The organism is Exiguobacterium sp. A1_3_1, assembly GCF_048985645.1.
GTDB classification, from domain to species: Bacteria; Bacillota; Bacilli; order Exiguobacteriales; family Exiguobacteriaceae; genus Exiguobacterium_A; species Exiguobacterium_A indicum.
In genome coordinates, this window is the sequence record NZ_WBYY01000013.1 from 18615 (window position 1) to 32246 (window position 13632).

The window sequence follows — 13632 nt, forward strand, 5'->3', positions numbered from 1 at the left end:
ATTAGTACAGGTTCCCGAATTTAACATCTATCATGTCCAAGCGACGACCGAATTGAAGTTGAAAGCGATTGAACGCTCAAAGTCAATACTGGAGATCAACTTATGCTGACGACAGGTACTTCCTATTCGAATCAAAGGTGAATTGGAATGGATCATGAGAGACGTCCCACTTCCTTCATCCATCTGATTGATGCTGCATCTCGAATGGTTGGTCGAGGTATCACATAGAAAAAAGGACGTGCTTCAAAAATGATTAGAACGTATACATTTTGATAGTGATGTGTATACGTTCTAATCATTTTTCTATGTATCCTCTCGCGTGAAACAAATCTTGCTTGAGAACAAGGAGTCGAGCAAGACGCATCTCCTCGTCGATTCTTTGAACCGGTTCATGGAGGTAAATCTTCCGATTAAATTTATTTGGAAAGACGTAGCGATCAATTTATGTAAGATACTCAATGCATGTGAGCATGTCGTCTCCATGACGTCGAGCCAAATCATTACAATCGAAGAAAACCTGAGCTACTCATTGATTGGTATGAAAGATAATGCTGGGAGACCGATACGGAATCTTGAGACGTTTTCTGAAGAAGTCCGTGATTCTCTTTCCTCTCAAGTAGGGCCTCGCAGGATCTGGATAAGCACGAATCTCAAAGCCGGACGGTCAAGAAGAGTGGACAATGGTTCAAGCGCGTGATCGAAGAGAATGGATTCTTGAGATGATGAAGGATGAACAGGGTATATTTAGCCCTGATCATCCTTTTTTTGTTATATTATACGAATATGTCTATACATGGGGTATAATCATGTCTACTAAAAAGAAACCAAAGTATGAGAAAATCGCAGATGAACTACGAAACGGATCCTTAACGGAGGTTATGATGTCGAGGAAGCGATGCCGGACGAGATCCAACTTGCGGAGGAGTTCGCGGTCAGTCGGATGACGATGAAGCGGGCACTCGAAATCCTTGTGTCGGAAGGCATCATCTATCGTCAACGAGGACAGGGGAGCTTCATCCTGCCTTCGAGCTTCTCACAGAGAAGAATCAACGTGTTGAACAAAGAGTCCCAAGGGCTGACGAAGCTTCTCGGCGAGCGGACCGTCAGGAGTGAGGTCCTCCAGTTCGAGGTACGCTTCCCGGATGCGGAGGTCGCCCGTCACTTGATGATCGAGAAGAGCGATCCTGTCTATGAGATCCGGCGCGTCCGTTATGTCGATGACGAACCTTACGTGATCGAGCATACGTTCATGCCCTCCTCGTTGATCACTGGAGTGACGAAGGAGGTCCTTGATAGTTCCATCTATCAATACATCCAGGAAGATCTCGGTTACACGATCACGAGCTCACATAAGATGATTCGTGCGGATAAGCCGAACCAGTGGGATCGTGATTATCTTGGGAACGAGGAGACCGATCCAATCATCGAGGTCGAGCAAGTCGTCTTTCTCGGGAACGGGAAGCCGTTAGAGTATTCGTTTTCGCGACACCGTTATGATAAGTTCGTCTTTACTTCCGTCCATATCGGTCGATGAATGAAGATGGGTCAAGTTTATGAATATCTTCTCTTTCTGATTAAACTTGAGGGACGCTATAAGAAGGTTCAATGATGGCTAAATAAGAAATGCGTATACATTTCGATGTCGAAATGTATACGCATTTCTTTATCTGTAAAGAATCATAAACTAGTTTAATTACAAAAAATTATATAGGGAAAAGAGATAAATCTTTAGAAAAAATCAAACTGATTTATGCTTGGAAGGTATTATCCAATAATGACTAAGATTTAAGCATTGTGCGATCCAGCTGATGTAAATACAGCTTGGTAATAAGGAAAATAACGAACGAGAAGCCGAACAGTAAATAAAGTGGCGATTGATATGCTAATACAATCAATGTCGTTAGTAAAAGAAAAGAAATCAATAAAACATATCCATAACGTACTAAACTAAAAAGAGCTAACTTGAAGGCATCTTTTTTTTTCAACTCATAATGCGAGAGGATTGGAAATAAGAAAACGGAAACCGCTAAAAATGACAAGCTGACGATTGACAGACCCGTAAATAAGAAAGTCTGTCCGGTTTCGATGTGGCGAATGATTAAAAAATCAAAAAGTAAAAACAGTAAGATGAAGGTCCATAACATACCAAATTTTAAATGGTATTGAAGCGCTTCTTTGAAAAAGTGAATGTACGATCGAAAAACACTATAATCTTGATGAACGGACCATTGTCGTGTGACAGCAGTTAGTGCATACAGAGCTGGGAAAATCGTGATGACTGGTAAAAGGGTGATAAAGAAAATAAAGTTCAGCTGTACGAGTCCCGTGGTAAATTCAAGTAATTGGAAAAGTTTGTTTTGTTCATGTCTTAAGTTCATAAGTACCTCCCCGAAGTTCTACACAAAAATTAACCAGACTTAGATTCGAGACGATTAAAGGGTGCTGTTGAGTTACGAATAATTAATTCCGGTTCATAAATGTGAGATGGAGGGGCTTCTTTTTTCTCCACTGCTGCGATGATCCGTTCTGCTGCAGCACGTCCAAGTTCTTGTTTTGGATGGATGATCGAAGTCAACTTCACTTCTGTTGCCACTGCAAGGACGGAATCATCATAACCTACAAGAGAGATATCTTGCGGGACAGATAGACGTAGCTTCCTTAACTGATCCAAGACACTTAAGGCTAGTTGGTCATTGTAGCAAACCGCAGCACTTGGACGATGCTCTTCACTCTCGAAGAGGCGACCAATCGAATCATAAAAACTTGGAACTAACTCTTCCGTTGTATAGGTGATGATCAATTCTGACTCTAAAGGAATGTTGTACTCACGAAACGCACGGAGGAATCCGCGCATTCGATAAACTCCCTGTAAATCATCCGTTTTAAACAAGCCCATGATACGTTCATGACCAAGATTGATTAAATGTTCTGCTGCTAAAAAACCACCTCTTTCATCATCCATCATGAGATGAGGAGGCATCAATTGGGAGTAATACTGGTTAATCATCAAGTAGGGGATGTTTTGTTGCTCAAGTTCTAGATAATATTTGATGTTCGGATTATGGTTACTACTTTTGGTTGGTTCAACAATTAATCCATCAACTTGACGATCTAACATCATTTCGAGGCATTGACGCTCTTTTTCTACATCATTGTCTGTACACGAAAGTGTCAGAGTATATCCTTTCGAAGCTAAATGAGATTCGATTCCTCGAATGATGGATGGAAAGATGTAATCAGACATATAGGTTGTAATCACACCAATATTCTTGCCGTTATTAGAGCGCTCGATTACCTCAGCTTCTGGTTTAGGAAGTACGTGGGAGCAGTAAGTTCCTGAACCTTGTTCGCGGTACAAATAGCCTTCATTCACAAGCTCTCCAACAGCTTGGCGAATCGTGTGCCGACTAACTTGGAAAGATTGTACAAGTTCACTTTCAGGAGGAATTTTTTCACCAGGACGTACTGTGCCATCCTTAATCCAATCAAGTATATGATCCTTTACGATGCTATATTTTGTCCGTTGTGCCATGAGGCGTCCCTGCTTTCTCTCTTGTATCAGCAAACTTATCCGTACAAGATATGATAGTACTTACATATTAACAAAGATTTGTCCGGTTTGCTATGGATTTAAGAGAAAATCAATCGATAAATCATTTAAATGTACGTACAAAAAAGAAATAAATGACAAAAAATCAAATTGACATGTCCGAATGTGTGTAATAGACTCAAATTGTGCAGAAAACGCTTTCATTGTTCATTTAACTTGTTTTAATTGTCTTTTGTTATAGCGTTGTGTGGGCTTCGCTATAAAAAAATATCGTATTTGCTTAAATAAATATGTACGTACATCTTAATTCCGCTTTGACACTGAAAATTAAAGCACTGGAGGAATTCACAATGAACCTTAAAACAAAGAAGATGTTTGCGCTAACTATGACTGCCTTGATGACAACATCAATAGCATTAGCTGGTTGTTCAGGAGATGGTAAAAGTGCGGATGGAAAAGTCGAACTCACATTCATGTTTCGTGGAAATCCTGAAGAACTAAAAGCGTACAAAGCAACAGTAAAACGATTTGAAGAAGCCAATAAAGACGTTAAAGTGACAATGGTACAAACAGCTCCGGATCAATATGATACAAAATTAAAATCTGCTATCGCAGGACGTAAAGTACCAGATGTCTTCTTCTACAATCCGGCTCAAGTCAAAGCCTATGTGAACTCGGGCGTACTATTAGATATTACAAAGAATGTAGAAGGATCGAAGGACATCCAGTTAGAGGATATCTGGAAAAAAGGTGTTGATAAGTATCGGTATGATGGAAAGGTACTTGGCAAAGGCGCTATATATGGTCTTCCAAAAGATTTAGGACCATTTGCGCTCGGCTATAATAAAACGATGTTTGAAAAAGCAAAGGTACCACTTCCGGATAAAGACAAACCATACACGTGGGATGAATTCATTCAGGTAGCTAAGAAGTTAACAAAGGATACGAATGGTGATGGGAAAATAGATCAGTATGGCACAGGGTTTAATGTGAACTGGGCATTACAACCCTTCGTTTGGAGTAACGGGGCAGACTGGATCAATGAAGAGGGAACGAAGGTAACGATTGACGATCCAAAATTCATTGAAGCTCTCCAGTTCTTTGTAGATCAGCAGTTAAAGCATAAAGTAACTCCATCTATTGGAGAGTCACAGACACTCGATACGTATCAACGGTGGATGAAAGGGCAACTGGCATTCTTCCCTGTCGGTCCTTGGGATATGGCAGCTTTTAAAGATCAGTTAAAGTTCGAATATGACCTTCTTCCATGGCCAGCAGGATCAACAGGGAAAGCAGCTGGTTGGGTTGGATCACTCGGAATTGGTGTAGGATCAACGACGCAACATAAAAAAGAAGCGACAGAATTAGCTATGTACTTATCTGCCAATCAAGAAGGACAACAGGCTTTGGTGGATGCACAAGTACAGTTACCAAACAGTATGGAAATCGCTAAAAAATGGGTAGAAGACACATCCATTAAACCTGCTAATAAACAGGAGTTCCTGGATTTGATCAATGACTATGGACGCGGTCTGCCAGCAGAAAAAACATATACTGCTGAATGGTATGACGAGTTTTTCAAAAACATCCAGCCTGTACTCGATGGAAAAACATCAGTAGAAGACTATGTGAAAAAAGAGCAACCGAAAATGCAAAAGTTGCTAGATGATGCCATCGCTCAAGAGAAACAGGCGAACTAACTAGAGGTGATGAGTCAGGTGGCGTAAGTCGCCACCTGGATCTCTAGCGTAGAAAGGATGGAAGACAATGAAGACAAAACCGATTTCCAAGTTATATCGTACGGAGCAACGGTATGCCTACTTATTTGTTGCGGCTCCGGTAATTGGGTTCTTTCTGTTTGCGTTAATCCCCTTAATGTATTCCTTCTATGGTGCATTCACGAACTGGAATGGACTCGGACAAATGAAGTTCATTGGGTTAAAAAATTTTATTAATGTGTTTCAAGACGAGTATTTCTATAAAGCCATGTACAATACGCTGTTCATGATGATTGGGATTCCGATTGGCATCGTATTAGCACTTCTACTTGCCCTCGCATTGAATCGAGGGATTTTTGGTACAAATACGTTCCGCGTAATCTATTACATTCCCGTCATCTCTTCCATTGCCGCTGTCTCGATTTTGTGGCAGTGGGCATATAACGGTGATTATGGTTTAGTGAATCAGTTCTTAGACTTAATCGGTATCGATGGTCCAAACTGGCTCCAAAATGCCAATACCGTCAAGCCGGCATTGATCGTCATGGCAATTTGGAAAGGTCTTGGCTATACGATGCTCTTGTATTTAGCGGCCTTGCAGAGTGTACCGCGTTCCTATTATGAAGCAGCGAAATTAGATGGTGCGAATGCCTGGCACTGTTTTTGGTATATTACACTCCCAATGGTTAAACCTGTTACCTTCTTCATCATCGTGACGAATATTATTGGTGGTGCGCAAATCTTTACGGAAATCAACGTCATGACACCGACAGGAGGACCGGAGTATTCATCTGCTTCTGCCGTTTTCTACATTTGGCAAAAATCCTTTGGGAACTTCCAGCTCGGTTATGCTTCAGCAATGGCGCTCGTTCTCGGTCTATTCATTTTCATTATTACCTTGTTCCAATTCCGTATGAACGAAAAATCATCATTTGACTTGGATTGAGGCGTTAATACCTTAGAAAGGAGAATGACCATGCAGTTAGCTCTTACCCGTAAAAAAGAAAATGTAGAGACGATGTCCGTGAAGAAAAAAGATCGGATTACTGATATCTTCGTCTTTATCTTTCTGACGATGGGTGCAATCGTCATGATCGCACCCTTATTGTGGATGGTGTCAACCTCTCTGAAATCGAAAGATGAAGTGTTTTCACTTCCGCCCGTGTGGATTCCTACCGACATATCGTTCAATAAGTATTTTGAGATTTGGAATATGGGGCCGCTCTTGTCTGGTATATCAAACAGTCTGATTGTCGCCCTATCTGTCACGATCGTTGGAACATTCACCTCGAGTCTCGCGGCATTCGCGTTCGCTAAGTTGAATTTTAGGGGGAAAAATAAAATCTTCCTTCTCTTGTTCGCGTCTGTCATGATTCCGTACCCTGTCCTGATGATTCCACAGTTTATGATGTTCTCAGAAATCGGATGGGTGGATACACTCCTTCCGTTGATCGTACCTGGTTTATTCGGAAATATTTTCATGATTTTCTTCTTACGTCAGTTCTTGAACAGTATTCCGAATTCTATCATCGAAGCAGCAAAAATTGACGGTTGCTCCTATTTTCAAATCTTTTATAAAATCGTCTTCCCGTTGATCAAGCCCGCTGTAGCCGCACAATTAATTCTATGGTTCATGGCTATCTGGAACGATTATCTTGGTCCAATTCTTTATCTCAACTCTCCCGAGAAACAAACCTTACAATTGGTCATCGCCAATTTTAATGCATCCTATGCCATCCAAAGTGATTATCCGTTAATCATGGCTGCGTCTGTTGTCGCATTATTACCGATGTTAATCGTCTTCATGATTTTTCAAAAGCAAATCATCGAATCGATTGCCATTTCTGGTGTTAAAGGGTGAGGTGTAATGAAAAAATGGAACACCCGTCTTTGCTTAAGACGGGTGTTTGTGATTAAAGGAGGAAAAACAGTATGAAAAATATGGTGATGGGGATGGTTGTCTTGTTCATTGTAGGTTGCGCTTATTTTTGGTGGTCTACCAATGCATCGCTTCAGGATTTGGATTTACCGAAAGCGCCATTCGATAAGAAGGTAATGGATGTACAACCCGATGTTTTGAATCAAGAAAAGAAGTGGACAACAAACTTTACGCATGATGGGGCAATCATAAAGGAAGGTGATACCTACTATGTGTTCTCGACAGATTACATGGTAGGAGGTCCACCGACACCGGGCATCCAGGTTCGGAAATCAAAAGATCTCATTAATTGGCAATTCACAGGTCGTGTATTTGATGAAGTCTCTCAAGAAGCGTTCAATTGGACGGGAGGAAATACATTTTGGGCGCCCTCGATTACAAAAATCAAGGATACATTTTACCTCTACTATTCTGTCTCAAAAGTCGGCAGTCGTACCTCGTACATTGGAATGGCGAGTGCTTCTAATATTGAGGGACCATGGCACGATCAGGGAGTCGTCATCGCTTCAAAAGAAGGGGATGGAAAAACGGTTAATGCGATTGATCCTCACGTGCTAAAAGACCAAACAGGAAAATGGTGGATGACGTATGGATCCTATTTTGGTGGTATCTTCTTAACGGAAATCAATCCGAATACGGGGAAATTGATGAAGGAGTCGTCAGAAGGAAAGTTACTTGCTAAGCGAAAAGATATGACGATGGGAATAGAAGGTCCAGAAATTCTTTACAACGCAAAAACAGGTTATTACTACTTGATGGTTTCATATGGTTGGTTAGAAGATTCGTATAACGTAAGAATTGGGCGATCAAAATCGATCGATGGACCCTATGTTGATTCTCGTGGGCGTGATTTACGGGATACTTCAGATGAATCATTTGATACTGGCTTAAAAATTGTTGGCTCCTACCGTTTTGGAGGAGACGATGGTTACGTGGGGACCGGTCATTCTGCATTTTTACAGGATGGAAAAGATACTTTTATTATCCATCAAGCTCGACCAAGCGAAGATATCTATTGGTCGCAATTGCAGGTCCGAAAAGTGTATTGGACAAAAGATGGGTGGCCAGTGGTTTCGCCTGAACGATACGCAGGTGAAAAGAATATCAGTGTTCAAAAAGACCAGATCGTTGGAGAATGGGAAATCATTATTTTTCCGCGATTTGATGATGGTCAGCAACAATCAAGAAAGCTGAAGTTGCTAAAAGACGGCACTCTTTTTGATGAGGAAGGTTCGTGGCAATTAAAGGGGAACATCCTTAGTCTACGCATTGGGCAAGAAAGGTATGAGTTACGGGTCGGTGCAGCGTGGGATTGGGAAAATTGGAAATCCACGATCATCATGACAGGTCTTAGTGAGGACGAAACAGCAATTTGGACAAAAAAACGTTAAATCAATTATTTGTACGGACAAATAACTGTATTGAAGAAGATTAAAAGTTTAAAAAATAGAAAAAAACGTAAATAATTGCGTATTTTTCTGAAAAATGATTGCTTATTCCTAAATAATTGATACAATCATAGTGTAAGTTATACGTACAAATTTATTGTTTATTTAAGTTTTCTGCACTATTTTTGATTATTTGTCCGGATGAAAATAAGGGAGTGCCCACACACTTTATTTTTTCTTCTGAAATGTAAGCGTATTCTTTTTGGGAGTAGGGTGATGAAATGTCGAAATATACAATCGGAATTGATTATGGCACGCAATCAGGTAGAGCCGTCTTGATTGATGTCGAAACAGGTCATGAAGTGGCGACTGCAGTCAAACCATATACACATGGAGTAATGGATCAATTTTTGCCTGATGGAAAAACACGGCTTGAACATGACTGGGCACTCCAACATCCGCGTGATTATTTAGAGGTCCTAGAATTGACGATTCCCGCAGTTGTCAAAGAGGCAGGTATTACGAAGGAACAAGTCATTGGGCTTGGTATCGACTTTACAGCTTGTACGATTCTACCGATCGATGTCGATTTAAATCCGTTGTGCTTCCGTGAAGAGTATCAACATAATCCGCATAGCTATGTGAAGTTGTGGAAGCATCATGCAGCTCAAGATGAAGCAGACGCTTTAAACCGTATTGCGAGTGAACGAGAAGAACCTTTTTTAAAACGCTACGGCGGAAAAATCTCATCCGAATGGATGATTCCGAAGGTCTGGCAAATTCTAAACGAAGCACCCTCCATTTACGAGGCTGCTCACGAAATTTTAGAAGCGACGGATTGGGTCGTTTCTCAGTTAACTGGAAAAGTGGTACGCAATAGTTGCACAGCTGGTTATAAAGCGATCTGGCACAAACAGGAAGGCTATCCTTCTAAAGAGTTTTTCAAAGCGTTAGATCCACGACTTGAAAACGTAGTCGAAGAGAAGCTTTCCAACGACATCGCACCCATCGGGGCCAAAGCAGGAGAATTAACAATATCCTTTGCAGAACGAATCGGTCTCCTTCCGGGAACTGCCGTTGCAGTAGGTAATGTAGATGCTCATGTTGCAGTACCTGCGGTTGGGATCACGGAATCCGGTAAGTTGTTGATGGTGATGGGAACATCTACTTGTCATATCCTGCTTGGTGAAGAGGAACAGGTCGTACCCGGTATGTGCGGTATCGTCGAAGATGGGGTCTTACCGGGGTTAATGGGATATGAAGCTGGTCAGTCCTGTGTCGGAGATCATTTCGAATGGTTCATCGAAAACTGTGTACCAAGTGACTATTTGCAAGAAGCAAACATTCAAGGTGTTAGTACGCACCAATTATTGACTGATAAGGCAACGATGCAACGCGTCGGTGAACATGGATTGATCGCTCTTGATTGGTGGAACGGAAATCGTTCTACACTGGTAGATACGAATCTGACGGGCGTACTTCTAGGTGCAACATTACTGACGAAACCAGAAGATATCTACCGCGCATTGATCGAAGCGACTGCTTATGGCACGAGAACGATTGTAGAAGCATTCCGAACAAGTGGTGTTCCCGTCCACGAAGTATACGCTGCAGGAGGAATTGCGGAGAAAAATGCCTTGATGATGCAGATTTATGCCGACGTCCTAAACATGGAAATCAAGATTTCAGCCTCTTCTCAAACACCAGCTTTAGGATCTGCCATGTTCGGTGCTGTAGCCGCAGGAGCAGAACGAGGCGGTTATGCCACCATCACGGAAGCAGCGACGAAGATGGGACGCGTAAAAGAAAAGACATATCTTCCGATTCCAGAAAACGTTGAAGTGTATGAGGCGCTGTTTGCTGAGTATACGAAACTATACGATTATTTCGGTCGCGGAGAAAATGATGTGATGAAGCGATTAAAGAAAATTAAGGCGGAAGCGTCGCGTCAGAAGGGGGAACCTGTATGGTGAGTCGTCAATTAAAAGAAGAAGTGCTTGAAGCGAACCTAGGATTGCCGAAGTATGACTTGGTCACCTTCACGTGGGGGAATGTCAGTGGGATTGATCGAAATGCAGGTTTGGTCGTCATCAAACCGAGCGGTGTCCCCTATGATGCTTTGACGATAGAAGATTTGGTCGTAGTCGATTTAGAAGGCAACGTCGTTGAAGGTGATCTACGTCCATCTTCTGATACGCCAACACATTTGGCTTTGTATCGTGCTCTGCCTGAGATAGGAGGCATTGTCCATACGCATTCCCCTTGGGCGACGAGCTGGGCGCAAGCGAAACGAGCAATTCCTGCATTCGGGACGACGCATGCCGACTACTTTTACGGAGAAATTCCGTGTACACGTGAATTATCTGATGAAGAGATCGAGACAGCGTACGAGCTGGAAACCGGAAACGTCATTATTGAGACGTTGAACGAACTACACTTGAGACCTGTTGCCGTACCAGGTGTACTGGTCGCAAATCATGCACCTTTTTGTTGGGGAAAGGATGCGGATGAAGCCGTACACAATGCAGTCGTACTTGAAGAAGTAGCCAAGATGGGTATTCATGCCTTGAATCTTAATCCAGGATTAGCACCCATCAAACAAAGCATCTTAGATAAACACTACCTGCGCAAACATGGAGAGAACGCCTACTACGGTCAGAAATGATAGGTGCACATAGCTAGATGAGGGGGATTTTATATGTTGACAGCAAACACACACGAATTTTGGTTCGTGACAGGAAGCCAGATGCTCTACGGTGAGGAGGTACTTCGTCAAGTCGAAACACATTCGAAAGAGATGGTCTCAGGATTAGATGCAGCGGATGTCTTTCGGGATCGAATTGTTTACAAGGGAGTCGTCAAAAATGCAGAAGAAATTCGGCAGATGATGTTGCGGGCGAATGCTGATGATGCCTGTGCCGGTGTGATCACATGGATGCATACCTTCTCACCATCGAAAATGTGGATCAGTGGGATGCGTGTGTTACAAAAACCTTTGCTTCATTTTGGAACACAGTTCAATCGTGACATCCCGTGGGATGCAATCGATATGGATTTCATGAACCTCAATCAGTCGGCGCACGGTGATCGTGAACATGGTTTTATCACAAGTCGGATGAACGTGAAGCGAAAAGTGCTCGTCGGTCATTGGGAAGATGGACTCACACGCCAAAAGATGTCATCTTGGATGAATGTGGCACATGCATTAGCGGAAAGTAAGAACTTAAAGGTCGCGCGTTTCGGTGACAACATGCGGAATGTAGCGGTAACGGAAGGTGACAAAGTCGAAGCCCAGATTCAACTGGGCTGGACGGTCGATGGGTATGGTGTCGGTGATCTCGTCACCTATATGAATGCGGTATCGGAGTCGGATTTAGATGACTTGATAGAAGAATATCGCACGCGGTATGAAATGACGAATACTGGAATGGAAGAAGAAGCATTCCAGGAATCGGTCCGCTATCAAGGCCGCATCGAACTCGGTATGAAAGCTTTTCTTGAAGCAGGTGGATACACGGCCTTCACAACAACCTTCGAAGACCTACATGGCATTAATCAACTTCCTGGACTAGCCGTCCAACGATTGATGGAGCAAGGGTACGGGTTTGCTGGAGAAGGAGACTGGAAAACCGCAGCACTTGTTCGACTTATGAAAATCATGGCGAGCAACGAACGGACATCTTTCATGGAAGACTATACTTATCATTTTGAACCAGGCAACGAGATGGTACTCGGAGCGCATATGCTCGAGATTTGTCCGACGATTGCGGTCGATAAGCCTAGAATCGAAGTTCATCCTCTCGGAATCGGAGATCGTGAAGCGCCAGCGCGTATGGTATTCGAAGGACAGAATGGCAAGGCATTGAACGCTAGTCTGATTGATTTAGGACATCGCTTCCGTCTCTTGGTAAATACAGTTGAGGGCATCCAACCTGATGAAGCAATGCCGAATCTTCCGGTGGCACGTGTTCTATGGAAAACAGAACCATCGATGGCTCAAGCTGTCGAAAACTGGATCCAAGCCGGGGGAGCGCACCATACTTGTTACTCGTACGAAGTAACAACAGAACAATTGCGCGACTTCGCAGAACTCCTGAACATTGAAATTGCTGTCATCGATAAAGAAACGGAGACGGTTCGATTTAATAATGAGTTACGTTGGAATGAACTGTACTATCGACCATAATTTATTGGGACCTTGCTAGGTCCCTTTTCTTGGAGGAGATACTATGAATAACCAACTTGTCACATCAACGTTAAATACAAAAGAAGCGGCAACACAACTGATTGTCAACGTGGATTTACCAAAAGGTAAAATCAGTAAACATATCTATGGACACTTCGCGGAACATCTCGGACGTTGTATTTATGAAGGTCTTTGGGTCGGTCCGGAGTCGACAATACCGAATACAGATGGCATTCGGAACGATGTACTAACAGCATTGAAGAAATTGAACATTCCGGTCTTGCGCTGGCCGGGTGGGTGCTTTGCAGACGAATACCACTGGAAAGATGGTATCGGGCCGAATGAAAACCGAAAACGGATGGTCAATACACATTGGGGTGGCGTCGTTGAAAACAATCATTTCGGAACCCATGAATTTATGCGCCTTTGTGAACTACTAGAGTGTGAGCCTTATATTTGTGGAAACGTGGGAAGTGGAACCGTCCAAGAGATGTCTGAATGGGTGGAGTACATGACGTTCAGTGGTGAGTCACCGATGGCGAACTGGCGTCAGGAGAATGGTCGTACAGAGCCATGGTCGCTTACGTATTTCGGTGTTGGTAACGAGAACTGGGGTTGCGGTGGAAATATGCGTCCGGAATATTATGCCGATCTATATCGACGCTATCAGACCTATGTGCGTAACTATGATGGCAATCAACTCTACAAGATTGCTGGTGGTGCAAACATTGATGATTATAAATGGACTGAAGTTCTTATGCGTGAAGCGGGTACGATGATGGATGGTCTCAGCCTTCACTATTATACGATCCCAGGCGATTTTTGGTTAGGTAAGGGATCGGCGCTAGACT

At 42.8% G+C, this 13632-nt stretch carries 10 protein-coding genes and 1 pseudogene; 9 read left to right on the forward strand and 2 right to left on the reverse strand.

Annotated elements, in window-relative coordinates; genetic code table 11:
- Positions 1-806: 806 nt before the first annotated feature.
- Positions 807-1534 (forward strand): annotated as a pseudogene (locus tag F8N00_RS02755) (GntR family transcriptional regulator).
- Between the two features lie 244 nt (positions 1535-1778).
- Here F8N00_RS02755 and F8N00_RS02760 read toward each other — a convergent pair.
- Together F8N00_RS02760 and F8N00_RS02765 are read right to left on the reverse strand one after the other, a co-directional pair.
- The gene (locus tag F8N00_RS02760; RefSeq protein WP_214749141.1) at positions 1779-2378 is read right to left on the reverse strand and encodes a DUF624 domain-containing protein; all 600 of its coding nucleotides are present in this window, start codon (positions 2376-2378) and stop codon (positions 1779-1781) included.
- 29 nt (positions 2379-2407) lie between these two features.
- Positions 2408-3532, reverse strand: a complete 1125-nt coding sequence (locus tag F8N00_RS02765; protein WP_421017755.1) for a GntR family transcriptional regulator — start codon at positions 3530-3532, stop codon at positions 2408-2410.
- A 368-nt stretch (positions 3533-3900) separates the two neighbouring features.
- Between F8N00_RS02765 and F8N00_RS02770 the strand changes: the two genes are divergently transcribed.
- The 8 genes from F8N00_RS02770 to F8N00_RS02805 all read left to right on the forward strand — a co-directional run.
- The gene (locus tag F8N00_RS02770; RefSeq protein WP_421017756.1) at positions 3901-5250 is read left to right on the forward strand and encodes an ABC transporter substrate-binding protein; all 1350 of its coding nucleotides are present in this window, start codon (positions 3901-3903) and stop codon (positions 5248-5250) included.
- Positions 5251-5317: 67 nt separating this feature from the next.
- Positions 5318-6214, forward strand: coding sequence for a carbohydrate ABC transporter permease (locus tag F8N00_RS02775; RefSeq protein WP_421017757.1), 897 nt, complete (start codon positions 5318-5320; stop codon positions 6212-6214).
- Positions 6215-6286: 72 nt separating this feature from the next.
- Positions 6287-7129, forward strand: a complete 843-nt coding sequence (locus F8N00_RS02780; RefSeq protein ID WP_082487314.1) for a carbohydrate ABC transporter permease — start codon at positions 6287-6289, stop codon at positions 7127-7129.
- Between the two features lie 71 nt (positions 7130-7200).
- Complete coding sequence (locus F8N00_RS02785) at positions 7201-8598, forward strand: arabinan endo-1,5-alpha-L-arabinosidase (protein ID WP_421017758.1); 1398 nt, start codon at positions 7201-7203, stop codon at positions 8596-8598.
- Between the two features lie 278 nt (positions 8599-8876).
- Positions 8877-10568 (forward strand): ribulokinase, encoded by a 1692-nt coding sequence (gene araB, locus F8N00_RS02790; RefSeq protein WP_421017759.1) that lies wholly within the window; start codon positions 8877-8879, stop codon positions 10566-10568.
- Positions 10562-11260, forward strand: a complete 699-nt coding sequence (araD, locus tag F8N00_RS02795; protein ID WP_421017760.1) for an L-ribulose-5-phosphate 4-epimerase — start codon at positions 10562-10564, stop codon at positions 11258-11260. The genes araB and araD overlap by 7 nt, the downstream gene beginning before the upstream one ends.
- 33 nt (positions 11261-11293) lie before the next feature.
- On the forward strand, positions 11294-12781 hold the full coding sequence (gene araA, locus F8N00_RS02800) for an L-arabinose isomerase (RefSeq protein WP_421017761.1): 1488 nt from the start codon (positions 11294-11296) through the stop codon (positions 12779-12781).
- A gap of 43 nt (positions 12782-12824) precedes the next feature.
- A partial coding sequence (locus F8N00_RS02805) for an alpha-N-arabinofuranosidase (RefSeq protein ID WP_421017762.1) occupies positions 12825-13632 on the forward strand: 808 nt, incomplete at its 3' end.